The 26,971-nt window shown below is 59.2% G+C and carries 24 protein-coding genes; 16 read left to right on the plus strand and 8 right to left on the minus strand.

Features of this window, described 5'->3' with window-relative positions; translation table 11 throughout:
- Positions 1-4 precede the first annotated feature (4 nt).
- Genes moaC through moaE form a run of 3 tightly spaced genes read left to right on the plus strand, consistent with a single transcriptional unit; the run spans position 5 to position 1,227 of the window.
- On the plus strand, positions 5-511 hold the full coding sequence (gene moaC, locus AC1DHT_RS10370; protein WP_427540167.1) for a cyclic pyranopterin monophosphate synthase MoaC: 507 nt from the start codon (positions 5-7) through the stop codon (positions 509-511).
- Positions 508-759 (plus strand): MoaD/ThiS family protein, encoded by a 252-nt coding sequence (locus AC1DHT_RS10375; protein WP_427540164.1) that lies wholly within the window; start codon positions 508-510, stop codon positions 757-759. The genes moaC and AC1DHT_RS10375 overlap by 4 nt, the downstream gene beginning before the upstream one ends.
- Before the next feature lie 3 nt (positions 760-762).
- The gene (moaE, locus tag AC1DHT_RS10380) at positions 763-1,227 is read left to right on the plus strand and encodes a molybdopterin synthase catalytic subunit MoaE (protein ID WP_427540161.1); all 465 of its coding nucleotides are present in this window, start codon (positions 763-765) and stop codon (positions 1,225-1,227) included.
- 43 nt (positions 1,228-1,270) lie between these two features.
- Here the strand turns inward: moaE and AC1DHT_RS10385 are convergent, their stop codons facing one another.
- Both AC1DHT_RS10385 and moaB read right to left on the minus strand, forming a co-directional pair.
- On the minus strand, positions 1,271-2,476 hold the full coding sequence (locus AC1DHT_RS10385) for a molybdopterin molybdotransferase MoeA (protein WP_427540158.1): 1,206 nt from the start codon (positions 2,474-2,476) through the stop codon (positions 1,271-1,273).
- Complete coding sequence (gene moaB / locus AC1DHT_RS10390; protein WP_054597440.1) at positions 2,473-3,012, minus strand: molybdenum cofactor biosynthesis protein B; 540 nt, start codon at positions 3,010-3,012, stop codon at positions 2,473-2,475. Before moaB ends, AC1DHT_RS10385 begins: the two co-directional genes overlap by 4 nt.
- Positions 3,013-3,315: 303 nt before the next feature.
- Here moaB and AC1DHT_RS10395 point away from each other — a divergent pair, with 303 nt between their 5' ends.
- The 4 genes from AC1DHT_RS10395 (at position 3,316) to AC1DHT_RS10410 (ending at position 5,990) form a co-directional block, all read left to right on the plus strand.
- Entirely contained in the window at positions 3,316-4,206 is an 891-nt protein-coding gene (locus AC1DHT_RS10395; protein ID WP_427540155.1) for a LysR family transcriptional regulator, read from the plus strand.
- Positions 4,207-4,521: 315 nt separating this feature from the next.
- Entirely contained in the window at positions 4,522-5,184 is a 663-nt protein-coding gene (locus AC1DHT_RS10400) for a carbonic anhydrase (protein ID WP_442114739.1), read from the plus strand.
- Between the two features lie 34 nt (positions 5,185-5,218).
- Positions 5,219-5,689, plus strand: coding sequence for a cyanase (gene cynS, locus AC1DHT_RS10405; protein WP_427540150.1), 471 nt, complete (start codon positions 5,219-5,221; stop codon positions 5,687-5,689).
- Between the two features lie 109 nt (positions 5,690-5,798).
- Complete coding sequence (locus AC1DHT_RS10410) at positions 5,799-5,990, plus strand: hypothetical protein (RefSeq protein WP_427540148.1); 192 nt, start codon at positions 5,799-5,801, stop codon at positions 5,988-5,990.
- Positions 5,991-6,060: 70 nt separating this feature from the next.
- Here the strand turns inward: AC1DHT_RS10410 and AC1DHT_RS10415 are convergent, their stop codons facing one another.
- The 6 genes from AC1DHT_RS10415 to AC1DHT_RS10440 all read right to left on the minus strand — a co-directional run bounded on the left by AC1DHT_RS10415 (position 6,061) and on the right by AC1DHT_RS10440 (position 14,302).
- Positions 6,061-6,414, minus strand: coding sequence for a DUF1428 domain-containing protein (locus AC1DHT_RS10415; RefSeq protein WP_429538066.1), 354 nt, complete (start codon positions 6,412-6,414; stop codon positions 6,061-6,063).
- 110 nt (positions 6,415-6,524) lie between these two features.
- The gene (locus AC1DHT_RS10420) at positions 6,525-7,817 is read right to left on the minus strand and encodes a sensor histidine kinase (protein ID WP_427540143.1); all 1,293 of its coding nucleotides are present in this window, start codon (positions 7,815-7,817) and stop codon (positions 6,525-6,527) included.
- Positions 7,818-7,843: 26 nt separating this feature from the next.
- Entirely contained in the window at positions 7,844-10,921 is a 3,078-nt protein-coding gene (locus AC1DHT_RS10425) for an efflux RND transporter permease subunit (RefSeq protein ID WP_477761348.1), read from the minus strand.
- Entirely contained in the window at positions 10,918-12,111 is a 1,194-nt protein-coding gene (locus AC1DHT_RS10430; protein ID WP_427540137.1) for an efflux RND transporter periplasmic adaptor subunit, read from the minus strand. The genes AC1DHT_RS10425 and AC1DHT_RS10430 overlap by 4 nt, the downstream gene beginning before the upstream one ends.
- Positions 12,108-13,508: an efflux transporter outer membrane subunit gene (locus tag AC1DHT_RS10435; RefSeq protein ID WP_427540134.1), complete on the minus strand. Its 1,401-nt coding sequence runs from the start codon at positions 13,506-13,508 to the stop codon at positions 12,108-12,110. The genes AC1DHT_RS10430 and AC1DHT_RS10435 overlap by 4 nt, the downstream gene beginning before the upstream one ends.
- 104 nt (positions 13,509-13,612) lie before the next feature.
- Complete coding sequence (locus AC1DHT_RS10440) at positions 13,613-14,302, minus strand: response regulator transcription factor (protein ID WP_427540131.1); 690 nt, start codon at positions 14,300-14,302, stop codon at positions 13,613-13,615.
- A 113-nt stretch (positions 14,303-14,415) separates the two neighbouring features.
- Between AC1DHT_RS10440 and AC1DHT_RS10445 the strand changes: the two genes are divergently transcribed.
- The 9 genes from AC1DHT_RS10445 (at position 14,416) to arnB (ending at position 26,966) form a co-directional block, all read left to right on the plus strand.
- Complete coding sequence (locus tag AC1DHT_RS10445) at positions 14,416-15,108, plus strand: response regulator transcription factor (RefSeq protein ID WP_477761349.1); 693 nt, start codon at positions 14,416-14,418, stop codon at positions 15,106-15,108.
- A complete protein-coding gene (locus AC1DHT_RS10450) occupies positions 15,086-16,459 on the plus strand; it encodes a sensor histidine kinase (protein ID WP_427540125.1) in 1,374 nt (457 codons plus the stop codon). The genes AC1DHT_RS10445 and AC1DHT_RS10450 overlap by 23 nt, the downstream gene beginning before the upstream one ends.
- A gap of 296 nt (positions 16,460-16,755) precedes the next feature.
- The gene (gene pmrG, locus AC1DHT_RS10455) at positions 16,756-17,436 is read left to right on the plus strand and encodes a lipopolysaccharide core heptose(II)-phosphate phosphatase PmrG (protein ID WP_427540121.1); all 681 of its coding nucleotides are present in this window, start codon (positions 16,756-16,758) and stop codon (positions 17,434-17,436) included.
- A 529-nt stretch (positions 17,437-17,965) separates the two neighbouring features.
- A complete protein-coding gene (gene arnT / locus AC1DHT_RS10460; protein WP_427540118.1) occupies positions 17,966-19,615 on the plus strand; it encodes a lipid IV(A) 4-amino-4-deoxy-L-arabinosyltransferase in 1,650 nt (549 codons plus the stop codon).
- A gap of 156 nt (positions 19,616-19,771) precedes the next feature.
- The gene (locus AC1DHT_RS10465) at positions 19,772-21,307 is read left to right on the plus strand and encodes an ArnT family glycosyltransferase (RefSeq protein ID WP_427540114.1); all 1,536 of its coding nucleotides are present in this window, start codon (positions 19,772-19,774) and stop codon (positions 21,305-21,307) included.
- A gap of 317 nt (positions 21,308-21,624) precedes the next feature.
- Positions 21,625-22,641 (plus strand): iron ABC transporter substrate-binding protein, encoded by a 1,017-nt coding sequence (locus tag AC1DHT_RS10470; protein ID WP_427540111.1) that lies wholly within the window; start codon positions 21,625-21,627, stop codon positions 22,639-22,641.
- A gap of 4 nt (positions 22,642-22,645) precedes the next feature.
- Positions 22,646-24,259, plus strand: coding sequence for an ABC transporter permease (locus AC1DHT_RS10475; protein WP_427527855.1), 1,614 nt, complete (start codon positions 22,646-22,648; stop codon positions 24,257-24,259).
- Positions 24,256-25,362, plus strand: a complete 1,107-nt coding sequence (locus AC1DHT_RS10480) for an ABC transporter ATP-binding protein (protein WP_427540108.1) — start codon at positions 24,256-24,258, stop codon at positions 25,360-25,362. The genes AC1DHT_RS10475 and AC1DHT_RS10480 overlap by 4 nt, the downstream gene beginning before the upstream one ends.
- Before the next feature lie 464 nt (positions 25,363-25,826).
- Complete coding sequence (gene arnB, locus AC1DHT_RS10485; RefSeq protein WP_477761350.1) at positions 25,827-26,966, plus strand: UDP-4-amino-4-deoxy-L-arabinose aminotransferase; 1,140 nt, start codon at positions 25,827-25,829, stop codon at positions 26,964-26,966.
- The last annotated feature ends 5 nt before the right edge of the window (positions 26,967-26,971 follow it).

Below are 26,971 nucleotides of genomic sequence, written 5' to 3' on the forward strand. Positions count from 1 at the left end.
AAACATGAACGAATTCAATCATCCCGTTTCCGCGACGCTGACTCATCTGGATGCCGAGGGCCGGGCCAACATGGTCGATGTCAGCGAAAAAGACCCGACAAACCGTGAAGCTCAAGCGCAGGCCTGGATACGGATGCAACCCGCTACGTTGAAACTTATCCAGCAAAACGGGCACCCCAAAGGTGACGTGTTTGCGGTCGCTCGAATCGCCGGGATCATGGCGGCGAAGAAAACCCATGAACTCATTCCGCTGTGTCACCCACTTATGCTCAGCGCCATTCACATCGAACTGCAGGCCGTTGAGCCCGACCGCGTCAGAATTGTGAGCACCTGCCGACTTAACGGCAGAACAGGCGTCGAGCTGGAAGCCCTCACGGCGGCGAGTGTGGCAGCACTGACGATCTACGACATGTGCAAAGCCGTCGACCGAGGGATGATCATCGAGAGCATCCAGCTGCTCAGAAAACACGGCGGAAAATCCGGTAACTTTGAAGCGAGTGACGCTCAATGATTCTGATCAACTACTTTGCGCGTTACCGAGAACAACTCGGCATTGGCGGAGAAAAAATCGCGCTGACCGCGTCATTGCAGAGCATTGACGATGTCAGAAAACTGCTGATCGCCAGAGGCGAGGTGTGGGAGCACGTCCTCGGGGAAACCAGCCTCATGTGCGCGCTGAACCAGGAGTTATGTACGCTCGACGCCGCCATCGAAGACTTCGATGAGATTGCCTTCTTCCCCCAAGTGACGGGAGGTTGAGCGATGACGGTTCAGGTCCAGACCGAGATATTCAACCTGAATGAACTGAACAGCCATTTGCACGCCGAAGACCCTGGCGTTGGAGCCGTGGCCACCTTCGTCGGCTATGTCCGGGATATCAATCAGGGGGAAAAGGTCAGCAGCCTGTTTCTCGAGCATTATCCAGGAATGACCGAGCGATCATTGCAACGCATCGTCGACCAGGCCAATGAACGGTGGCCTCTTCAACGAGTGAACATCGTTCACCGCGTGGGTCTTTTGAACGTCGGTGACCCCATCGTGTTTGTCGGCGTTGCCAGCGAGCATCGACAGGCGGCCTTTGATGCCTGCGCTTTTTTAATGGACTACCTGAAAACACGAGCACCCTTCTGGAAGCGTGAAGAAACCGGCTCCGGTGACCGTTGGGTATGCGGCAGAGAGAGTGATCAGCTGGCAGCACGTCGCTGGGAAGGTGGCGATGGGCGCTAGCGGTAGGAGCCCCCTCAAATAATTGAGGGGGTGGATAGATCGCTTAGAACAAGTCGCAGAACGGAATAAACCGCGCCGTGTCACCGGCCTGTAGCGTGCAACCCTCTGGAATCTCGACCAGTCCATCAGCCCAGGATGCGCCCAGCAACACGCCGGAACTCTGGTTCGGATAGAGCACGGCGCACCCCGCCTCCAGCCTGGCTCTGAGGTATTCCCTGCGGCTTCCGGCTTTGGGCCAATCAAAACCGACGCTCATCGGGAAGCTCAAGGGCGTGACGTCTTCGACGCCCTGGATACGCAACAGATAGGCGCGGGCCAACAGTCCAAACGTCACCAGCGCCGACGTCGGGTTTCCTGGCAGGCCAATGACCGGCACCGTGCCAAAGTGTCCTACTGTCAGTGGTTTCCCCGGCTTGATCGACAACTTCCAGAACAGTGGTTTACCGCATTCACGCAGCACCTGCCCGAGACAATCGGCGTCACCTGCGGAGACACCGCCGGTGGTGAGGATCACGTCTGCAGCGTGCTGCAACTGTTCGAGTTTGAGCCGCGTCTGCTGTGACTGGTCAGGGAGAATGCCGGCATCGATGACCTCACAACCCAGTGCACTTAACCAGTGGCTTAACAAGGTGCGATTGCTGTTGTAGATACAGCCAGGCTTCAAAGGCATGCCCGGTTCGGCCAGCTCATCGCCTGTGGAGAGCAGCGCAACCCGTGGGCGCCGTACGACATCCACATGTGTACATCCCTGTGCCGCGGCGATAGCCAACTCGAAAGGCCCCAGTCGTTTGCCCGCACGGAGCAAAACCTGCCCGACACGGTTCTCCTGGCCCTGCGGTCGAATATTCTGGCCTGCCGCCAGTGACTGTTTGAAACGTACCCGGCCATTCTCCAAAAGCTCGACGTTCTCCTGCATCTCGACACTGTTGGCACCCTCGGGTACCGGCGCCCCGGTAAAGATTCGGGCACAGGTTCCCGGTAACAACGCTTCGGGGGCCTGACCGGCAAGAATTCGTTGTGACACGGCTAACGGCTGCCCGCTCCAGTCGTCCACATTCAAGGCATAACCATCCATGGCACTGTTCGGCCAAGGCGGAAGATCGAGGGTTGCCACCAGGTCACTGGCCAGCACCCGTTGCCGTGCCTCACTCAGCGGTACCGGCTCGCTTTCATGAAGGCGTTGCGCTTCGGCCATCGCCAGCAACCTGTCGATGGCCTCCTCCACAGGCATCAGTTGAGACTGGCTCATCCCCGCGTCCCGCAGGCTTGCACAGGCTTGAGGTGCGGCACGAAATTGCACGGTCTGTGACGTGCATCCAGCTGCTCGGCAAGAATGCCTTCCCACGCAGTTCGACAGGCGCCGGTCGAACCTGGCAGGCAGCACACCAGCGTGCCGTTGGCCAGCCCGGCCAAGGCCCGGCTCTGAACCGTGGAGGTGCCGATATCGAGGATGGAAATCGCCCGAAACAGTTCACCAAAGCCATCAATCTGTTTATCCAGCAAGCAGGCCACCGCCTCAGGTGTGCTGTCGCGACCGGTAAACCCGGTCCCCCCGGTAATCAGCACGACCTGAATATGTTCATCGGCAATCCAGGTGGCTACCTGCGCGCGGATTTTATACAGATCATCCTTGAGCAAGTTACGCTCACTCAGGGTGTGCCCCGCCTCCAGCAATCGACTGACCAGCAATTGCCCAGAGGTATCGTTGGCATATTCACGGGTATCACTGACGGTCAGCACAGCCATATTCAACGGTACAAATAACGCATCCGACTTAACGCTCATGTCATTCTCCGGCAGGCCATATTGAAAACAATTGCCAGAGGCTAATTCGCTAAAACAGTCAGTGTCTAATCGTTCTGGCCTACCGGTTTATCGAGCACCTCTATCGAAGGCTTTTTATCCGCAGTCATACTTTATTTTAATTAAATTCGAACGCGATAGAGCCAATCGATCGGCCGGTCAATACATGTGATTGGACTGACAAGCAGGACAGTGAGATCGTTTGCTGACCCAACTCTTCGTGTTTTTAATCAGGACACTTACCTGCTTTACTGACATCAATTTCATCCCTCGGCAGGTGCCATTGTGGACATCAAGCAACTCAAATTCCTGATCGCCCTGGAACAGACTCGACATTTCGGGCAGGCCGCTGCGCGCTGCCACATTACTCAGCCGACGCTGTCCATGCGCTTGCGCAATCTTGAGGATGAACTGGGCCTGGAACTGGTCACTCGAGGCCAGCGCTTTGAAGGTTTCACCCAGGCCGGTGAACGCGTGCTGGCCTGGGCGCGAACACTGCTCGCTGCGCATGACGGGCTGTTCGCCGAGGCCGCTGCGTGTCGCGGTCAGTTAGTCGGCAATTTGCGCCTGGGCCTGGTGCCTCTCAGCGGCTTTAATCCCATCAGCTACGTTCAGGAGCTTTCCCATACGTTCCCGGAACTCAAGTTCAGTCTGTCATCGATGAGTTCGGACCAAATCATCGAAGGGATCGGTAACAACCAACTGGATCTGGGCATCTGTTACCTCGATCACGTGAATCCCAACTATCTGGATTTTTTCGAAATTGGAGAGACCCGCGTCGGCTTGCTGTACGACACGCGCCACTTCCATTTCGAAGGAACGGAAATGAGCTGGGAAGACGCTGCCGAGCTGCCATTGGGGATGATCAGCAACGGCATGCACTATCGAAAATCCATTGACCTGAGTTTTCGCAGCCGCGGGCTGGACCCACAGCCAATACTCGAAACCGATTCGACTTATCAGTTGTTCCAGGCGATTCATGACGGTTTTTGCTGCTCGATCATGCCACTGAGCAGTGGCCTGGAAAATCCTATTGAGAACCTGGCCTTTATCAACCTTCCAGATGCAAGTGTTCTCGCGCCCCTGGGTCTGGTGATGCGTAAAACCGAACCTCGCTCGGCCATCGCCGAGAAATGTTTTGCTGAAGCTCTGAAGCTGTTTGCCGCAAAGAGCTGATCGAAGATTCGGCATGCGGGTCAGCTTGTCGGCGTCCACTGCATTGACCGTGCAGTGGGCAGTCAAGCACCAGCACTTCATTCGCCAACGCGATGTCTTGCCCGCTTTCAACCACCGACAATGCGTGGTCGTTGGCTTGCCCATGCCTACGAACAGGCGAGCCGCTGGTTCGAGCGCTGCCCTTCGCCGCTATTAAAATAAGCAAACCCTTCCAACTATAGGATTAGCCTATAAAAACTATAAGTCATCGATCTTGGACGCTATAGCTGTGCGCGTTCATTCTTTCAGCCAACCACAACGGCAAGGTACTTCACCATGAAAGAGTTGATCGATGGCTTCCTCAAGTTTCAGCGTGAAGCGTTTCCACAGCGCTCCAGCCTGTTCAAGCACCTGGCCTCTACCCAGTCGCCTAAAACACTGTTCATTGCCTGCTCCGACAGTCGTGTCGTGCCGGAGTTGCTGACTCAGCAAGAACCCGGCGAACTGTTCGTGATTCGCAATGCCGGCAACATCGTGCCGTCCTACGGCCCCGAGCCTGGCGGTGTCTCCGCCACGGTCGAGTATGCCGTTGCCGTACTGGGTGTCACCGATGTGGTGATCTGCGGGCACTCCGATTGCGGTGCGATGACCGCCATTGCCCAGTGCAAATGCCTGGACCACTTGCCCGCCGTCGCCAATTGGTTGCGCTACTCCGAAGGCGCCAAGGTGATCAACGCCGGCCGTTCTCACAGCACTGACGAAGCGCGCCTGACCTCACTGGTCAAAGAGAACGTCATTGCTCAACTGGCCAATCTGCAGACTCATCCCAGCGTTCGCCTGGCCCAGGAGCAAGGTGCGTTGAATCTGCACAGCTGGGTCTACGACATCGAAAGTGGCGGCATCGACGCGCTCGACGGTGTCTCCCGGCAGTTCGTCTCGATAGCCGATTTCCCGGACACCTGCGCCATGCCCGCCCGGGCTGTCGCCAACGTCGCTTGAACCACACACCCCATCAATCCGCAGGAGAAGCACCATGCAACAGTCCCATGCTTATCAAGACCCAACGCTGGCCCTGACCGGCAAAATCCTCGAAGCCAAGGCCCGCAAGGACCTGTCCTGGGAAAACCTGACTGAAGGCACTGGCCTGAGCCTGCTCTACGTCACGGCTGCCCTGCTCGGCCAACACCCACTGCCGGAAGCGGCTGCCAAAGTGGTTGTCCAGCACCTGGACCTGGACAACGACGCCGTCGCCCAGTTGCAAACCATCCCGCTTCGCGGCTCTCTCGCAAGCGGCGTACCGACCGATCCGACCATCTACCGTTTCTACGAGATGATCCAGGTCTACGGCACCGCCCTGAAGTCGATTGTTCACGAGCAGTTCGGTGACGGCATTATCAGCGCCATCAACTTCAAGATGGACATCAAGAAGGTCGAAGATCCCGAAGGTGGTTCCCGTGCGGTGATCACCCTGGACGGAAAATTCCTGCCTTACAAACCGTTTTAAGCTGACGAACGTGGGCCGGCATCAGTCTGCCGGCCTACTCCAAACGCATTTCTGGCGCCTTCAGTCATCCACGTTATAGTTGAAAGAACCCAAACCACGTGGAGGGGGTATGCGCCAGATTGTCAGCAAGGAACCCTGGTGGGCTACGCCGCCGAAGCCCGGGCAAGATGAGTCAGAGCTGGAGTGGGGTTGGCTGGTCACCTACAACGAGGGCGAGCCGCGTTTCGAGTTCGTGAAAGAGCGGCCAACGGATAACGAAATCCGTAATCGCAAGAGTTGCCGAATCACTCTTCCGGAATAACCGGGGCGCCATCCGGGGCGAGCCTGCATCCTTTTCAGGCCCGTCTGACATCCGGATGATGCGACATACTTCACACGTTTACGATCATCTCGAAACCGCCGAAGATCATCCGTTGACCATCGAAAGGCATTGAATTATCCAGCGATTTAAGCCTGGGATCTTCCATGAACTTCTGCATGCCGGTGTCACGCGTTTGACGGTCCGGCCAGATGATCCACGAAAACACCACAGTCTCGTCTTCCTTGAGTTTCACCGCCATCGGGAACGAGGTCAGTTTGCCTTGGGGCACATCATCGCCCCAGCATTCGGTCACGCTCAGCGCGCCGTTTTCCTTGAAAATGCCGGCCATGAACTCGGCGTGTTGCTTGAATTTATCGCGGTTGGCGGTGGGTACGGCGGCAACAAAGCCATCGACATAGGACATGATCACTCTCCTCTTTGAAATGCGTCATCGATTTACCGGTTAGTCGATCTGCTAGAGCGCAAATCGACCGACCTTTCAGGCGAACCGACCAACGGGCATTTCCGCGCCTGCTAGAGCAGGAGTTGCTTCTGACGCTCTGCCAGGTCCACGGCGAAATGGCAGCCGTGGGGTTCGCGGGTGGTGAGTTCCACTCGCCAGTTCTGGTTGGCGCAGATCCGCTGAACCAGCGACAGCCCCAATCCCAGCCCTTCGCCCCGATGTTCGTCGCCCCTGACAAAGGGCTGGAACATCGCATGGCGTTTTTCTTCCGGAATGCCGATACCGCTGTCTTCCACGCTGAAGCCATGATCTCGCAGGGTCAGGCGAATGAAGCCATGATCAGTATAGTGCCAGGCGTTGCGCAGCAGGTTGCCCATCACCGATTGCAGGAATGTCAGGTTGTAGTAGGTGTTTGAGGTCTGCTCGTCGAGGTAGATGAACTCCAGGCCTTTTTCCCGGATCAGCCTGCCCCAGATCTCCGCCAACGCATCGGCGACCTCTTTCAAGGAGGCGTTGCCACCGTTACCGGCGTCGTTGTCCCGGTCACGCGCCAGCATCAGGAACGTGTCGACCAGCTGTCGCATTTCATCGCTGGCCCTGGCAATACGGCTGACCTGGGCCATCGAGCGCTGATCCAGGGCACGATTGCTCAACAACAGCTCACATGAACTGGCGAGCACCATCAATGGGGTTCGCAATTCGTGGCTGACATCACTGGTGAAGAGTTTTTCCCGGCCCAGTGCCTCACGCAGTCGGCCCAGGGTTTGATCAAAGGACACCGCCAGCTCGCCGACCTCGTCGACGGCGTACTCGGGCGCCAGCGGTGGCGCGAGCTCCAGTAGCTGATCGCGGTGACGCACCTGACGCGCCAAACGGATCACCGGGGCCATGACGCGTCGCGCCAGCAGCCACCCCAACAGAATCGCCAACAGGATGCTCAACACGAACCCGACTATCACCACCGCGTACAGCACGCGTTCGCGTTGTTCATGGCTTCGCTGATCTTTCAGCAAGACGTATTGGCGCCCTTCGACCACCTTCACCATGGCGTAGTAGTCCTCACCGCCAAAGACGATTTCCTGAAACCCCGGCTGCAGCGCCTTGAGCTGTTCGTCCGGGGTCATTTCACCTAGTCCGCCCTCAAAGAAAAACAGCTCGTCTTTTTCCGGTCGATGGGTCCAGTCATCGGTGTTGTCCATCAGCAGCAGGCGTTGCAGCCCACCGCTCAGGCTGGTGGTGGTGAGCTTTCTTTCAACGATATGCACGGTCGCGACAATGCCAACCGCAAAGACCCCTGCGACAAACGCAGTCATCAGTGCGAAAACAATCACAATCCTCTTGGTCAGGCTTTGTTTGGAATCCATGTCTTTCCAGTGTTTGAATGCCGACGTCACACCTTGATGGCCTGCGCGACGAGTTTTTGGCTGCGACGCCGACRCTCAAACCAAAGGTAGACGACCGGGGTGGTGTACAACGTCAGGATCTGCGAGACCGCCAGGCCGCCGACAATAGCAATGCCCAATGGCTGGCGAAGCTCCGAGCCGGCACCGTGGCCGAACGCCAATGGCACCGCGCCAAGCAGTGCCGCCAGCGAGGTCATCAGGATCGGCCGCAAGCGCAACAGGCACCCTTCGCGCACGGCGTCTCTGGCAGACAGGCCACGCTGCTGGGCCGACAGCGTGAAGTCAACGATCATGATCGCGTTCTTCTTGACGATGCCGATCAGCAAAATAATGCCGATCATCCCAAGGACCGACAGGTCCTGTCCACAGAGCATCAATGCCAGCAGTGCACCGAACCCGGCGGATGGCAGGGTCGAAATGATCGTCAACGGGTGAATCGCGTTCTCGTAGAGCACGCCCAGCACGATATAGACGGTCAAAATGGCCGCCAGAATCAGCCAGGGTTGTGATTTCAACGAGTCCTGGAACGCCTGGGCGGTGCCCTGAAAACTGCCGACCACAGAGTCGGGCATCGCCACCGCCAAAGACGCCTGGTTGATCGCGCTGACTGCATCGCTCAGGGCTTGGCCGGGCGCCAGGTCAAACGACAGGGTGATGGCCGGAAATACCCCTTGGTGGTTGATAATAATCGGCACCTGCTCGGTCTTGATGCTCGCCAACAGGTTCAATGGCACCAGGGTTCCGGAGCTGGCGCGTACGTATAAGTGTTCCAGCGTGGCGGTGGATGTCTGCCAGTGCGGGTCCAGTTCGAGAACCACATGGTTCTGGTCGAGTTGGGTGAACATCGTCGCGACCTGACGCTGCCCGAAGGCGTCGTACAGCACGTCGTCGATGGCCTGCACCGTCACGCCCAGACGGGCGGCCGTGGCACGGTCGATCACCAGGGTTGCCTGAGCAATGGCCTGTTGCTGGTCAGAGGTCACATGTTGCAGTTGCGGCAAGCTCTTGAGTTTTTCCAGCAGCACCCCGCTCCAGTGATCCAGCTCTGCGCTGTCCGGGTCCTGAAGGGTGTACTGGTACTGGGTTTTACTGGCGCGGCCACCGATCTGGATGTCCTGGTTAGCCTGCAAGTAGACCTTGACCCCGGACAGTTGATCGAGCGCTGGCTGCAGACGGCTGATCACCTTTTGGGCACTGTCGGTGCGCTCGCTGAACGGCTTGAGGTTGATCATCACCTTGCCCTGGCTGACCGTCGGGTTCGGGCCGATCCAGAAATACACCTTGGCCACCGCCGGGTCATGACCGACGACTTCGGCGACACGGTTGACCTGTTCACGCATGGCCATCGGCGAAATATCGGCAGCGGCTTCGGCGACGCCCTGGATCAGGCCGTTGTCCTGCTGCGGGAAGAAGCCCTTGGGAATGCTCACGTACAACACTGCGGTCGCCAATAGCGTGGCCAATGCCACGCCGAGGGTCAGACGCTGATGGTCGAGCACCCAGTCGAGGCTGCGGCGATAGCCATTGTGCAGGCCGGTGAACGCCCGCTCGCAAGCCTGGGCGAAACACCCCTCCTCGCTCTCGGCATGCGGTTTGAGCAGCCAGGCACACAGCATCGGGGTGATCGTCAACGAGACGATGCAGGACATGATGATCGCCACGCTGACCGTCACCGCGAACTCGCGCATCAAGCGCCCGACGATCCCCGACATCAACAGGATCGGCAAGAACACCGCGATCAGCGAGACCGTCATCGAGACAATGGTGAACGCCACTTCGCGCAAGCCATCGACCGCCGATTGCAGGCGTGACTTGCCCATTTCCAGATGACGCACGATGTTTTCCATCACCACGATGGCGTCGTCCACCACGAAGCCGACCGCAATGGCCAGGCCCATGATCGACAGGTTGTCGAGGCTGTAGCCGAGCAAATACATCACGCCGAAGGTCGACACCAGCGACAGCGGAATGGTCAGGCTGGGAATCAACGTGGCGGTGGCCTTGCGCAGGAACACGAAGATCACCACGACCACCAGGGCAATCGACAGCAGCAAAGTGAACTGCATGTCGTTAACCGAGGCTTCGATGGTCTGGGTACGGTCGCCGACCACCTGAACCTGCACGTCGCGAGGCAACGATGCCGTCAGTTCGGGCAACTTGGCCTTGATCGTGGCGATGGTCGACAGCAAGTTGAAACCCGGTTGTTTGTGAATGTCGACGATCACCGTCGGCTCACCGCCCAATTGTGCCGCTTGCTGGGTATCTTCGGCACCGGCGATTACCCGACCAAGGTCACCGAGCTTGATCGGCATGCCGTTTTTATAGGCAATCACCTGATCCCGATAATGCTGTGGGTCGAGCATCTGGTCGGTCGCGCCGAGCGTGACGGAACGGGTCTGCCCGTCAAGGGTGCCCTTGGGCTGATCGACGGTACTGACGCCGATCACGCTGCGCACGTCTTCCAGGCTCAGGCCCCGTGCGGCCAGCGCATCCGGGTCGATCTGAATCCGCACCGCCGGTTTTTGCTCACCGTGGAAATCCACCAGGCCGACGCCGGGCATCTGCGACAAACGCTGGGCAATGTAGTTGTCCGCGTAACGGTCAAGTTCCGGCAGCGTGCGCGTCGGTGAGGTCACGGCCAGTGACAACACCGTCCCTTCCGCCGGGTTGACCTTGTTGAAGGTCGGCGTACTGGTCATGGTCTTCGGCAGGTTCGGTGTGGCGGTGTTGATCGCGGTCTGCACATCCTGCGCAGCGCCGTCGATGTTCCGCGACAGGTCGAACTGCAACACCACCTGGGTCTTGCCGGCCGCGCTCGATGAGGTCATCGAGGTGACTTGCGGAACCGCGGCAAAAGCTCTTTCCAGTGGTGTCGCGACCGATGAAGCCATGGTCTCGGCGCTGGCCCCGGAGAGTTTGGCGGTGACCTGAATGGTCGGAAAGTCCACCGTAGGCAACGGTGCTACCGGTAACTGGAAGTACGCGAAAGCGCCCAGCAACATCACCCCAAGCGCCAACAGGCTCAGGCCCACGCGTCGTTGAATCAGTCCGGCGAGCCCTTTCATCGTGCGCTCTCCACCGGCGTGGCAGCCGCCAGCGCAGCGGCTTCGTCAGCCTTGATCGGTGCGACTTTGACGCCTGGCGCAATGCGTGACTGGCCTTGCACGACAACCGTTTCTCCGGCGGCCAATCCCTGACGAATCCACTGCTTGCCATCGACCACGGCGGCTGCATCGACCTGACGCGGTTGCACCCGTTGGTCAGCTCCGACCACATAGACAAAATTGCCCTGACGGCCGAACTGCACGGCATTGGCCGGCACCACCGTGACGTCCTGACGGGTGTTGACCAGCAAGCGTGCGCTGACCAATTCGCCAGGCCACAACTGGTTGGTACTGTTGTCGAACTCGGCCTTCAACTGGATCTGACCGCTGGCGGCAGCGACCTGGCTGTCAATGAAGCTCAGACGGCCGCGAGCGATTTCCTGATGGCCGTCGCGGGTCATGGCGACCACCTGTAAGGCGCCCTTGGCGTTTTCTTCAAGGATCTGCGGGAGTTCGTCCTGGGAGACGGCGAAAGCCACCGAAATCGGGTTCATCTGGGTAATGGTCACCAGCCCCGTGGCTTCCGCACCGTGGGCGATGGCGCCGACGTCCAGCAAGCGCTGGCCGGTACGCCCGGTCAGCGGGGCCTTGACCTGCGTGAATTCCAGTTGCAGGCGCGCGGTATCGAGTGCTGCCTGGTCGGCCTGCACCGTGGCCTGTTGCGCGGCCAGTTCGGCGCGATAGGTGTCGACGTCCTGGGTCGGCCCGGCCTTGGCGGCCGCCAGTTTGCTGGCCCGGTCCAGGCTCACCCGCAGGTTGGCCAGTTGCGCCTGATCCTTGGCCACCAGTGCTTGCGCTTGAGCGACCTGAGCCTGGTAAACCCGTGGATCGATCACCGCCAGCAAACTGCCGGCGTTCACGGTCTGGCCTTCCTTGAACAGGACTTTCTGCAACTCGCCATCCACCCGGACCCGCACATTGACGCTGTTGAGCGGCTGGACGTTGCCAATCGCACTGAGCCAGATCGGCAGGTCCTGCTGGCTGACTTGCGTCAGTTGCACTGGCACGGCGGCGGCTTCGGTTTTGGCCGGTGCAGCCTGAGCCCGCTTGACCCACTGAAATCCACCTGCACCTGCGCCCAACAGAAGAATCAGTAGCGCCCAGGAGAGTGCTCGATGGCGAGGGTTCGCAACGCGTTGCTTAGCATTCATGGGTGTGACGCCTGAGAAGGAGAAAGGGAAGCAAGAGTGTCGGGGGTGAAATCACCGCCCAGCGCCCGGAACAAACCGACGGCGGCCAGCAGGTGTTGCAGGCGTACCTGCAACAGCGTGTCTTCGGCCTGATACTGGGTGCGCTCGACGATCAACAAGGTCTGGAAATCGGTGGAACCCAGTCGATATCGCACCTGCGCCAACCTCGCGGCCTCGCGGGCGGAGTCCACCGCGGCCTGATTCAAGGCGAAGCTTTTATCCAGTTCGCGGGTGGCGCTCAGTTGGGTTTCGACGTCTTGCAGCGCCTCGATCACCGATTCACGGTAACTGGCGGTCAGTTCCTGCACGTGGGCCTGATCAACGTGCAATTGACCTGTGAGCTGGCCGCCGGTGAACACCGGTTGGGCCAATGTGCCGACGACGCTCCAGATGTTGCCGCCGGCAATGGTGTCGATACCGCCAATCAGGTCCAGCGACAGATTCGGCAAGAACGCCGCACGGGCGACCCCGACATCGAAATTGGCCGAGACCAGTCGCGCTTCGGCTGCTTGCACATCGGGCCGCTGACGCAGCAGGCCGATGGGCAGTCCAGCGGACGGACGTGGCATCTGCAAACCGTCAAGACCGAAGCTTTTCAGGTGGAAACCTTGCGGCGTCTCGCCCACCAGTACCGCCAATTGGTAGAGCGCCAGATCGCGTTGCTGACGCAAAGGTGGCATCGCCGCCTCGAAGGTTTGCAAGGCGTTGCGTTGCTGCGCCACTTCAAGATTGGACACGGCGCCCTGGCTGGCCTGGACTTCGACCAGATCGAGTACCTGCTTGGCGTCGTCGGCTATCGACTGGGCCAGGCGCAGCCGTTCTTCCAGCGACAAGACCTGGAAGTAGCTGTCGGCGATGCTCGCCCCCAGACTCATGCGCAGGGTTTGCGCGTCGAACACACTGGCATTGGCCAGCGCGTCGGCAGAGTCGGCAGCAGCGCGCTGCTTGCCCCAGAAGTCCAGCTCGTAGGTCGCTTGGGCGAATACGCTGCTTTTCTTGGTGGTGCCGTAATTGTTCTGACGCTGGACATTGCCGCCCAGTGCCAGCGTCGGATATTGCCCGGCGCCGACCACCTGGGCCGAAGCGCGTGCCTCTTCGATGCGGCTGGCCGCGGCTTTAAGGCTGTAATTGGCCGAGAGGCCGCGGGTGATCAGGTCATTCAGTTCGGCGCTGTGGAATTCGCTCCACCACTGCCTTCCCCGTGCCGCGGCCGTTTGCCCGGCGCCATTCCAGTTTGCCGCCAGCGGCAACTCCGGTTGATGGTAGGCGGGCACCATCGAGCAGCCACCGAGCATCAATACGCCCAGCAACACCGATATTGATAAAAAGTTACGCCTCGATGAGGTTGCAACTGACATTGGCACGCGATCTCCGGCTGAAACGATTGTGGAGCACGTCCACGAATCAGCCGAAGATAGCCAGCAGCGCCTTGCAGAGCGTTCGCCTGCAGGTAAACTTTTATTTAATCGGGCTCGCGACTGCCCTGAAAGCTGTAACCCGCGCCCGGAATGGTCTTGATCAGCGAGTGCTCGAAACCTTCATCGAGTTTGCGCCGCAGGCGATGGATATGTTTGTCGATGACATTGTCGTTGGGATCGAAGGTGTAATCCCAGGCGCTGTCGAGCAACATGTCGCGGGTGACCACTTGACCGCTATGGCGCATGAGTTTTTCCAGCAACAGCGCCTCACGCTGTTGCAAGACAATGCTACGGCCTTGACGCACCGCCGTACGGGTCGCGCAGTCGAGTTCGAGTTCGCCGACTTGCAGCTTGCGTCCTGTTGCGCTCGGTTGATCGGCGCCGCGAAGCAAGGCGTCGAGGCGCGCCAGCACCTCGGCGAACGCGTAGGGTTTTGCCAGGTAATCGTCGCAACCGGCTTGCAAGCCTTCGACCTTTTGCGCGGTGGTCGACTGAGCACTGAGCATCAACACCGGAATATGCAGGCCGCGACTGCGTATCGCCCGCACCAGGGCGATACCGTCGAGCCCCGGCAGGCGCCGGTCGACAATCAACGCGTCATGAATCCCTTCCAGGGCCATGGCCAGGCCATCGTTGCCGTCTTCGGCGACATCCACCACATGCCCGCTTTCCGTCAAACCACGCAACAGGTAGGTGGCGGTCTGGGCATCGTCTTCAACGACTAGAATGCGCAAGGAGCTTTCTCTCTCAACCTAAACTTTTATTTATCCGGCGGCGACGTTGGCGCCTGCCTGGATTTGACACACTATGCCATCTCTAACCCGTTCAAGTGGCCGGTTCAACTCCCATGACCCACGTTCTGGTCGTCGAAGACGACAACTCCACCGCTCGCGAAATTGAAGCAGCCCTGCAGGACCACGGGTTTACCGTCACCCGTGTGGACAATGGCCGCGACGGTTTGCTCAAAGCCCTCAGCGAGCCCTTCGACCTGATCGTGCTCGACCGGATGCTGCCGGGCGGCATCGATGGGCTGGGCGTATTGACCGCCTTGCGAGCGGCGAGCGTGAGCACGCCGGTGTTGATCCTCAGTGCCCTGAGCGCGCTGGATGAGCGTGTTCGAGGTTTGCGCGCCGGAGGCGATGACTACCTGACCAAGCCTTTCGAATTCATCGAGCTTACCGCACGGCTGGACGCCTTGAGTCGTCGCCGTGCCGAACCCGCCACCCGCGAACCGGACAACCAGCTGCGCGTCGGCAACCTGCACGTCGACCTGTTACGCCGCAGTGTGCGCCGTGGCGACCGAACCATCGACCTGGTTCCGCGTGAATACGCGCTGCTGGAACACTTGATGCGCAACGCTGAACAGGTGGTCACGCGCACCATGTTGTTTGAAGCCGTGTGGAATTACAGCTACGACGAGCGCACCAATGTCATCGAGGTGCATATCGGCCGCCTGCGTCGCAAGATCGACGCCGAAGGTGAGCCGCAGATGATCCATACCATTCGGGGGGCTGGCTATGTTCTCCGTTCACCTKAGTGAGATTCCGCGCACCATCAGTTTTCGCACGGGCCTGATGTTCCTCGGGTTGTTTGGCTGCTCGTTTCTGGCGCTGTTTGGCTACATCTATTGGCAGACCGCGTTTTACCTGAAGACCGAGGCCGACACTGCGCTCTATCGTCAGGTAGAGAATCGCAGCCAGCAAACCCCGCAACTGCGGGAAGAGGAAATCCGCAAACACGCCATTTCGGATACGGAAGGCCGCCTGCCCCACAGTTTGTTCGATGAAAACGGCCAGTACATTGTCGGCGCCATTCATCAACTGCCAGCGTTCAAGAAATATGATCGACCCGCCGAGTTCGACTGGCAAAAAACCAATGATCGCTCCCGTCCGGTGCGGTTTATCGTTCATAAACTGGAAGACGGCAAAACCTTGCTGGTCGCCCAGGATATGCATGATATCGGCGAGTTCGACGAACTTTTGGTCCATGCGCTGGTTTCCGGTGGGGTCCTGCTGCTGGTGGTCGGCCTGTTAGGTGCGATCGGCCTCGGCTACTCCGCGCGGCGCCGACTCGACAAGTTGAGCGACTCGATCAAAGGCATCATCGAGGGCGACTTGAGCAGCCGCTTGCCCACCCTGGGCAACAACGATGACATCGACCGCCTCGCCAACGTCGTCAACAGCATGCTCGATGAACTGGAACGCTTGATGAGCGAAGTCAAGGGCGTCTGCGACGACATCGCCCACGACCTGCGCACGCCCCTGACCCGGCTGATTGCGGGCCTTGAGCGCGCGCAACGGCGGGGTCTGCGCGAGGACGAATACGCCGCCAGCATTGATTCGGCCCTGACCGAGGCCAAGGGTCTGCTGATGACGTTCCGTGCCTTGCTACGCATTTCCGAAATTGAAGACAGCGCACGACGCAGCCACTTTGCGCCGGTCGATCTGAACCTGATCGGCGCCGATGCCACCGAACTCTATGAACCACTGGCTGAGGAGCGCGGCATCAGCCTGGCGTTCCATGCCGGCGCGCAGCCAACACTGATCGCTGGCGATGCGCAACTGCTGTTCGATGCCTGCTGCAACCTGCTGGACAACGCGATCAAGTTCTCACCCGACCATAGCAGCGTCAGTCTCAGCGTCATCAGCGACGCAACGGGCATCGGTATTCGGGTAGTCGATAACGGTCCGGGAATTGCGGAAGACGAGCGCGAGGCGGTATTTCGCCGGCTCTATCGTTCAGAACTGAGCCGTCACACACCCGGCAACGGGTTGGGCTTGAGCATGGTCTCGGCCGTGGCGCGGTTGCACGACATGAAGCTTGCGGTCTACGACGCGGGCCCGGGTTGCCGAATCGATCTACTGGGAAAACAGACTCACGAAACAGCTTGAAACAATCGGGCTTGAGCGGCTCTTGCCGCCTTCCCGACGACCTCGCACGAGGTCTTGGCGCAGGCCTCTCTGATCGATGGCAATGCAATTAAAATCAAACAATTAGCTGTCGTTAAGGGTGGGTTAAGCGTTCCAGCGAAATTTTCACATTCGTTTCACTTATCCCCCACTTGCCCGCCTCTACATTGATCATCACAAATCGACCTTCAATGCTCGCGTTTTCCGTGAACTGTCTATCCTGACTGCTTGAACGGAATCGACATTCTTCGTCTCAATACGACTTACAGGTGAAAGGCGTGGTTAATACTGTATTACCCAAGGACTCGCCTAAACGAGCGGTCAAAAAACGGTTTCTGAAGGTCACGCTGGCGGCGTCGGCGGTGATAGTGGCCGCTCTGGTCACGGGGTTCACCTTGTGGCCCCGGTCTCCAGCGATGCTGGCGGAAAGTGATCACATGGCAACGGCTGGCGTATTCCAACACTGGCAGGCAGGCGATGTGGTGGTGCTGGTTCGACATGCCGAACGCTGCGATCAGTCGAAAAACCCGTGCCTGGGCCCGGCCGATGGCATTACCCAGGTAGGCAGCGCGGCATCGACGGACGTCGGCAAGGGGTTCAACGCCCTGGGCATGGACCATGCGGATGTGTTCAGCAGCCCGGCGACCCGCACGATGCAAACCGCGCAGTACATGTTTGGCAAAGAGGCGTCGAATCAGGAATGGCTGGCCCAATGTGGCAAGACCATGCGTGACGATGTGGTCGCACACAAAACGGCACATCGCAACCTGGTCCTGGTCACGCACAGCGGCTGTATCAGCGACTTCGAGAAACAAACCGGCTTCAAGCATGCTCCCACCAGTCAGTACACCAGCTCCCTGTTCGTTTCGGTGACGGCTGACGGGCAGTTGAAAGTGCTCGGCATTGTGAATTCCGGGGACTGGCCAACCGTGCTGGATAAGCGATTCGCCAGCAAATAATACGGTTCGCCAGGACACGCCAGCGCTGTTAACGAACTCAAAAAACAAAGCCAATACGGCAGTTCGCCAGCGCTCGCGTACATTCGAAACAAATTGAATAACTTTATTTTTTTCAGCGAGTTACTGAAAATCCGGGGATTTCACGCTTGAATGCCTGTTTGGGGGAAATCCTCAATGGAAGACTCGACGCTCCACTTGTAGCATGCGGTGCCCGCTCACAACGGCTCACCCACCTACACCCGTCCAGTCCGCTGCCAGGAGGCCCAGAAATGTCATGCGTCGACTTTATCCTTTTGCCGAGTAATGCGACCGGCTCGCCACAGCGATGCCTGCGCCCCTGCACGCGTCTTTGTTGAAGAAGAGCGGCGCAGCATCGAACGTCGTAACCAAAACACCAAAAACCGAGCAACGTCTTCCGGTATCAAGGCCGTCCCATGAAGCGAAAAATAATACTCGTCACGTATCACTTTACTGATTGCTMACGCAGCAATCCGAACCRCCGAATGAAGTCGCAGGGAGCACGAGTCAAATGATCAAGCGCTGGGCTCTACCCTGCCTGTTATTGGCCTTCGGTCTGTTCTACCTGTTGCCGATGGTCGGCCACGGGCTATGGATTCCTGACGAACCCCGTTACGCGCAGATCAGCCAGGAGATGTTGCTGAGCGGTGACTGGGTGTCTCCGCACTTCATGGGCTTTCGCTACTTCGAGAAGCCCATTGCCGGTTACTGGATGATTGCCATCGGTCAGGCGATCTTCGGCGAGAACCTGTTTGGCGTGCGTATTGCCTCGGCAGTCGCCACCGGCCTGAGCGTGTGGTTGGCGTATCTGATCGCCCGTCGCCTGTGGAACGATCCGCGCAAAAGTTTCGCTGCCGCCCTGCTCTACATGAGCTTCGGCCTGATCGCCGGCCAAGCTGGCTACTCCAACCTCGATCCGCAGTTCACCTTCTGGGTCAACCTGAGCCTGGTTGCCCTGTGGTTTGCCCTGGATAACAAAACCCCACGCAGCAAACTCGGGGCCTGGGCCTTGCTCGGCTTCGCTTGTGGCATGGGTTTCCTGACCAAGGGCTTCCTTGCCTGGCTGTTGCCGGTGTTGATCGCACTGCCTTACATGATCTGGCAAAAGCGCTTTGGTGAACTGCTGCGCTATGGCCTGGTAGCGCTGGTCGTCGCCATCATCGTCAGCTTGCCGTGGGTACTGGCGATCAATAGTCACGAACCGGATTTCTGGCGGTTCTTCTTCTGGCACGAGCACATTCGCCGGTTCGCCGCCGAAGATGCCCAGCACACCCGGCCGTGGTGGTTCTTCCTGCCGATCATGGTGGTTTCGAGCCTGCCGTGGGCGGCCCTGTTGCCATCGACACTGGTTCAGGCCTGGAAAAACAAGACTCAGAACACCACCGGCTTCCTGTTACTGTGGATGCTCCTGCCGCTGGTATTTTTCAGCCTGAGCAAAGGCAAGCTACCGACGTACATCATGCCGTGCCTGCTGCCGCTGGCCTTGCTGATGGCCAGTACACTGATCGATCTGGTGAGCGAGGCCCGTGGCCGGGCGATTCGCATCAACGGCCTGATCAACGTCGCGATCGCGACGATTGCCCTGATTGTCCTGATCTATCTGCAGATCACCAGGCCGATCTTTGAAAACACCGAAATGTTCACCCTGTCGCTGGGCTTCATCGTGCTGGCCGGCTGGATCATCGCCAATGCCCTGCAAGCTCTCCGGCCGCTGGCCTATTGGGCCACTCCGGCGCTGGGAATCTGGCTACTGGTCGCCCTGCTGCCAGCCGCCATGCCTGCAGTCATCGTCAACAGCAAAATGCCTGACCAGTTCATCGCCGAGCATGTTCAGGAATTGAGTGAGACCACTTCGCTGCTGAGTAACGACCTGGGCGCGGCTTCGGCATTGTCCTGGCGCCTGAAGCGCCCACAAGTTGACCTGTACAACACGGTGGGCGAGTTGAAGTACGGTACTGATTTCCCTGAAGCCGCACACCGCAAAGTTGATATGGACAGTGTCCAGCAATGGATGACCGAAGCCCGTAAAAAGGGTTCGGTGGGTGTGGTCATGCGGGTGAAAAATGCCCTGGAAGAGCAGGAAGTCTTGCTGCTGCCGATCGATGGCAAGCACTACAAACGGGGCGAACTGGAGATCCTGATTTTCCCGAAACTGCCCTGACGATTCCTGATGCGCCGGTTTACCGGGTGACGATCTACAGATCGTCACCCGGCAAGTAGATGATCTGCATTTTCTGCCCCCCGGCGCACAGGTCGCGGCGCTCAAAGGCACGGCACAACCCTGTAGCTGGCGGTCGAGACCGAAGGGAAATACCACATGAAGTCGCGGGAAACGGAAACACGCGCGCTGCTGATCCTGCTTGGGGTTTCAGCGCTACTCCTGTTATTGGGACTGGGCACACGGGAACTTTGGGGCCCGGAAACCCGTTGGGCGAATATCACGCTGCAGATGCTGCAAAGCGGTAACTACTTCGACCCGTACCTCATGGGCGGCTCCTATTACGACAAACCACTGCCCTCCTACTGGTTGATTACCGCCACCACCTGGTTTACAGGAGGCCTGGGGCACTGGTCCTTGCGCCTGTCTTCGGTGATTGCCGCCTGGCTGAGTGTCTGGCTGGTCTACCTGATCGGCGAACAGCTGTTTCGCAAAGGCACCGGGCTGATCGCCGGATGGATGCTGGCAACCACCTTCTATTTCGTCTTTTGGGCCCGAGTCGCGACGGCTGACATTCTGACCGTCTGCGGTGTGCTGGCAGCAATCTGGTGGTATTGGCGCGGCCCGGACGACACGCGACTCGGGCGCTACTGCGTGTTCTTCCTGCTGCTGTCCGTGACCTCGCTGTTCAAAGGCCTGATCGGCTTTATCCTGCCCGGCCTGGTGCTGTTGCCGCATCTGCTGCAGGAAGGCCGCTGGAAACGTCACCTCAACCTGCGCCTGTGCGTCGCCCTGCTGGTTGCCGGCCTGGTCTATGCAGTGCCGTTCGTGTTGTCGAATATCTACGGCGCACCCACCTCCGCCCAGAGCGGTCTGGGACTGGTCTTCCGGGAAAACGTGGTGCGGTTTTTCCAGCCGTTCGACCACATCGGCCCCATTTACACCTACCTGATCTACTTGCCGGTTTATACCCTGCCATGGGCACCGTACTGGGTGCTTGGGCTGTGGGTCGCGGCCCGTAACTGGCGCACACTCGAACCCAATGCCCGTTGGTTGATCTGGGGTCTGGGCCTGCTGTTCCTGTTCTTCACCGCCAGCGGTAGTCGACGCAGTTATTACGTGTTGCCGCTGGTGCCATTTGCCCAACTGTTGGCGGCCTGGTGGGTCACCCGACACATGGAAGAACGGCGCGCTGCCGGCAAAGCCGAAGGACGCGGCCTGAAGATCGGCTTTGGCGTCACGACGGCCCTGCTTTTGCTGATCCTCGGGATTATCGTGCCCTGGAGCAACACCGGTGGCGGCGTCGTGCAATTCGGCAAAGACGTCAAGGCTCAGGCCAGCCTGATCGCGCCATGGAATCAATGGCGGATGGTGATGGTCGATGTCGACAACAAAGTCCCGATGTACCTGCAAAACGACGGGGCGCCTTTCTACTATGTGCCCGAAAACAAGGACTTCCCTCGTGAAGGCACCACCGCACAGTTCATGGCATGGCTGGAAAAAACCAGCGGCCAGCAGTGGGACCCGCAGCGCACCATCATTGTCGCGCACTACAAACGTGGCGATCAGCTGCCGCTGAACTACCTGAGCGTCGACCATCAGGCCGTCGTCACACAGCCAGACAACGGTGAACGGCTGCTGCATCCGCGCTCGGACGCCAGCGTCGCCTTCATCCCCAACGCCCCCGCCCAATGAAAAATGAGCGAGAGGCCCATCGGGCCTCTCGCTCCCTCCCGACACGGCTCACGTGAAATCAGTGAGCCCGTCGACGATAGTGTTTGAATTCAAACCACTCTGTCCTTCAAACTCCCTCCTTAGCGCCTCAATCTAAATACAAACGACATTGATTAACGACTTGTTTGACGTTTTTTTCACATATCCCGCACTACATTGCCGCCACCAAAACCCATGCGAATGATTCGCATTGTTCTGGGCGAGCTGCAGGGATTGCGGGAATCGAACGACAGGCTTGCCCACCTGATTCTTAATAAACTGCAGGAGCTGCTAACAAGATGAATCACCGTCGCCCTTCGTTTCTGAAAACCGCGCTGCTCGCCACCGCTCTTATGGGTGCTGGCCATGTCTTTGCTGCGCCAAGCAGCGACGGCATCGTGGTCTATAACGCGCAGCATGAGACCCTGACCAAGGCCTGGGTCGAAGGTTTTACCCATGAAACAGGGATCAAGGTCACGCTGCGCAACGGCGATGACAGCGAGATGGGCAATCAGCTCGTGCAAGAAGGTGCGGCCTCCCCGGCAGACGTGTTCCTGACCGAGAACTCCCCGGCCATGGTGCTGGTGGATAACGCCGGGCTGTTTACCCCTGTTGCGCCGTCGACCCTGGAACAAATCGGCTCGGCCTATCGCCCGGCCCATGGCAAATGGGTGGGCATCGCTGCTCGTTCGACCGTGTTTGTCTACAACAAAAGCAAACTGGCCGAAGCCGATCTGCCGAAGTCGCTGATGGACCTGGCCTCCCCAAGCTGGAAAGGTCGTTGGGCCGGTTCGCCTGCCGGCGCCGATTTCCAGGCCATTGTCGCCGCCGTACTGGAACTCAAGGGTGAAGCCGCCACCCTGGAATGGCTGAAGGGCATGAAAGCCAACGCCACCGCCTACCGTGGCAACAGCGCTGTGCTCAAAGCCGTTAATGCCGGTCAGATCGAAGGTGGCGTGATCTACCATTACTACAGCTTCGTCGATCAGAGCAAAACCGGCGAAAACAGCAAGAACACCTCGCTGCACTACTTCAAGCACAAAGATCCGGGCGCGTTTGTCAGTCTCTCCGGTGGTGCTGTCCTGGCGTCCAGCAAACACCAGGAAGAAGCTCAGGCGTTCCTGAAGTGGATCACCGGTAAAGAAGGCCAGGCCATTCTGAAAAACGGCAACTCGTTTGAATACGCCGTAGGCCAGAAAGCCGAGTCGAACCCGAAACTGGTGCCGCTGGCGCAACTTGACGCGCCTGTGGTCGATGCCTCCAGGCTCAACAGCAAAAAAGTTGTCGAGCTGATGACTCAGGCGGGGTTGTTGTAATCCGATGTCCAAGCCAGTCGCGCTGCCAGAAGCTAGTAAAGTCGCCCAACTGACGACTCTGGCCTCCCCTCGTCAACACCCTCGCCGCGCCTCCGGGAGGCGTAGCGGTTCGTGGGTGGTGGCCATATCCATTCTGGTGTCGTTGCTGGCGCTGCTGCCGTTGGCGTTTGTCATCGGCATTTCCATCAAGACCGGCTGGGCGACTATCGCCGAGCTGGTCTTCAGGCCCCGAGTGGCTGAACTTTTGATCAACACCGTTCTACTGGTGGTGATCACGATTCCTTTATGTATCGCGCTTGGCGTGGCACTCGCCTGGTTGACCGAACGCACCGACTTGCCGGGCCGCCGCCTCTGGTCGGTGCTGGCAACGGCGCCGATTGCGGTGCCGGCCTTTGTCCACAGCTATGCCTGGGTCAGCCTTGTACCACCGATTCACGGGTTGTTTGCCGGGGTACTGGTTTCGGTCATCGCCTACTTCCCGTTCCTCTATCTGCCAGTCGCCGCCACCCTGCGACGTCTTGATCCGGCCATCGAAGATGTCTCCGAATCGCTGGGCCTGAAGCCCTGGGCGGTGTTTTTCCGGGTCGTGCTGCCGCAACTGCGCCTGGCCATCTGTGGCGGTGCCTTGCTGGTCGGCCTGCACTTGCTGGCCGAATACGGCTTGTACGCGATGATTCGCTTCGACACCTTCACCACAGCGATCTTCGACCAGTTCCAGTCGAGCTTCAACGGCCCGGCGGCGAACATGCTGGCCGGGGTGCTGGCGCTGTGCTGCCTGCTGATGCTGACCGCTGAATCTGCATCACGTGGCCACGCCCGTTACGCCCGTGTCGGTTCCGGCAGTGCGCGCCTGCAACGCACCCAGCGGCTGACACGCAACACCAAAGCCGCAGCATTGTTGCTGCCAATCATCACCAGCGTGCTGGCCCTCGGCGTGCCGCTGATTACCTTGGCCCAATGGTTGATTGCCGGTGGCGCAGACGTCTGGCGGATGGCGGAAATTCTCCCGGCATTGAAGCAGACCCTCGTTCTGGCCAGCGTCGGCGCGGTCATCACCACCTGCGCGGCAGTTCCGGTGGCCTGGTTGTCGATACGCTCGCCAGGGCGTCTGCATCGCATCCTGGAAAGCTGCAACTACATCACCAGTTCATTGCCGGGAATCGTCGTGGCGCTGGCACTGGTGACCGTCACCATCAGCTTTGCCCGGCCGATTTACCAGACCACCATCACGGTGCTGCTGGCGTACCTGCTGATGTTCTTGCCACGCGCGCTGGTCAGTTTGCGCGCCGGTATTGCCCAGGCACCGGTAGAGCTGGAAAATATCGCCCGCAGCCTGGGCCGTTCACCGAGCCAGGCGCTCTGGCTGATTACCATGCGCCTGGCCGCACCGGGGGCAGCCGCCGGCGCAGCGCTAGTGTTTCTGGCAATCACCAATGAACTGACCGCGACCCTGCTGCTCTCGCCAAGTGGCACCCGCACCCTGGCCACCGGTTTTTGGGCCATGACCAGCGAAATCGACTATGCAGCAGCGGCACCTTACGCGCTGATCATGATTTTGCTGTCGCTTCCGTTGACCGCGCTTCTCTATCATCAATCCAAACGCACGGCAGGCCGATGAACGCTCTCGAACTGAACTCCATCTACAAAACCTTCGGCGCCCTGCCTGCCCTGGACAACGTCAGCCTGTCAGTGCCTGCGGGCAGCCGCACGGCCATCGTCGGCCCTTCCGGCTCAGGCAAGACCACCTTGCTGCGGATGATTGCCGGGTTCGAGTTTCCCGATTCGGGCAGCATCTTGCTCAACGGCCAGACGCTGGTCGACGGCTCGACCGAAGTCCCCGCGCATCAGCGCATGATTGGTTATGTGCCGCAGGACGGTGCACTGTTCCCACACATGACGGTGGCCGGCAACATTGCCTTTGGACTGTCGGGTGATGCCGCCTTGAAACAAGAGCGCGTCGCCGAGTTGATGGACATGGTGGCGCTGGATGCACGCATGAGCCAGCGCTGGCCGCACGAGCTTTCCGGCGGTCAGCAGCAACGGGTCGCCCTGGCCCGCGCCTTGGCGCAACGGCCTCGGCTGATGCTGCTGGATGAACCCTTCTCGGCACTGGACACCGGCCTGCGGGCGTCCATGCGCAAGATGGTTGCCAAACTTCTCTCAGACACCGGCGTGACCACCATCCTGGTGACCCATGATCAGTCCGAGGCGTTGTCATTTGCCGATCAACTGGCCGTGATGCGTCAGGGCCGACTGGTGCAAACCGGGCACCCGATGGATCTGTACCTGCATCCTCAAGATGAAGAAACCGCGCTGTTCCTCGGGGATGCCGTGGTCATGCCGGCGCGGATCGAAAATGGCTACGCGATCTGCGACCTGGGCCGGGTTCATGTCAGCAGTACCTCGGCAAACGGCGCAACGCAGATCATGTTGCGACCCGAGCAGTTGCAGATTTCCAGTCAGCCCGCGGACCTGGAACAGGTGGATGGTTGCATCGGGGTGGTGACCGATCGCGACTTTGGCGGCAATACCTGCACCTTGACGGTGGAACTGAAGGTCCCCTCACCGGCTACGGATGGACAGTCAGCGAGCCGCTCGCTACTGGTTCGCAGTTCCGGGGTGCATGCACCAGCCGCTGGCAGCCTGGTACACATTTCGACCCTGGGTAACGCGCACGTATTGACCGAACCTGTTCGCCGCCAGGCGGTTACGACGCCATAGCCTGGAGCTTGACGCAAGCTCGGGTTGAAGTAGTCTTGGTTGGGTCCTTTGCTATCACTTTTTAGTGATGTGCGAGCCAAGTGGTGGTTTTCTTTGCGGCGCCTGAAAAATGGCAATAACTGCCAGAAAGGACTGTAAGCATTGAAAAACCCTGAACATTCGCTGTAAAGGTTACAGTTAAACATTCCCGACACCGGTTTTTCATGTCCCTTTCACATTTTCGAGATTACCCTCTGCGCATCCGGAGCGATGCCTTTGGGTCGCTCAAACTGCAGAACGACAAAATAAAAGTCAATTAGTGCACTTTCCCTAAAAGATTGGTTAACTGATTGATATACTTTTCATTTTTTCGTCTACGCTGTCACGGACGTCGCTTCGAAGCACCGCTTCGAGCTGATTCGCAGGTTGTGACCGCTGATTTGCCGCCTTCCAGGGCTGTTGACATATCCAAACCCGAGGTCCACATGAATCAGGCTTTTCTCCCCTTCTCTCGCCCAAGCATCGGTGATGAGGAAATCGCCGCTGTCGAGCAGGTGTTGCGCTCCGGCTGGATCACCACCGGGCCGAAGAACCAGGAGCTGGAGGAGCAATTCGCACAGTACACGGGTTGTCAGCACGCCGTAGCCCTGTCCTCGGCCACCGGCGGCATGCACATCACGCTACTGGCGCTGGGTATCGGCCCTGGCGATGAAGTGATCACACCGTCGCAGACCTGGGTCTCGACCGCCAACATGATCTGCCTGTTGGGTGCTACCCCGGTATTCGTCGACGTCGACCGCGACACCCTGATGACCGATGTCCAGGCCATCGAAGCCGCCATTACCCCGCGCACCAAAGCCATTATCCCGGTGCACTACGCCGGCGCCGCGTTCGATCTCGACCCGCTCTACGCGCTGGCAGACAAACACGGTATCGCCGTCATCGAAGACGCCGCCCATGCTGCCGGTACCCGTTACCGTGGCCGCGCCATTGGCGCTCAGGGCACCGCGATCTTCTCGTTCCACGCGATCAAGAACATGACCTGCGCCGAAGGCGCAATGTTCGTCAGCGACAATCAGGCGCTGGCCGATCGAGTGCGCATGCTCAAGTTTCATGGCCTCGGCGTAGACGCCTATGATCGCCTGACCCACGGCCGTAAACCTCAGGCCATGGTCATCGAGCCGGGCTTCAAGTACAACCTGGCCGACATCAACGCAGCCATTGCACTGGTGCAGGTGCAGCGCCTCGACGAGATCAACGCCAAGCGCACCGCATTGGCGCAGACCTATCTGCAACGCCTCGAAGGCCTGCCGGTACAACCGCTGAGTGTGCCGAGCTACCCGCAACAACACGCCTGGCACCTGTTTATCCTGCGCATCGACGCCGAGCGTTGCGGGATGGATCGCGAGGCGTTCATGAAGGCCCTGCAAGAACAGAATATCGGTACGGGTATTCACTTTGTGGCCACCCACCTGCACACTTACTACCGCCAGCGATTCCCGGGCATTCATTTGCCCAACACCGAATGGAACTCGGCACGACTGTGCTCGATCCCGCTGTTCCCCGACATGACTACCGACGATGTCGAACGCGTCGTTGGCGCCATTGAAAACATTCTGGACTGAAGCCT

The organism is Pseudomonas sp. 05N432, assembly GCF_056396945.1.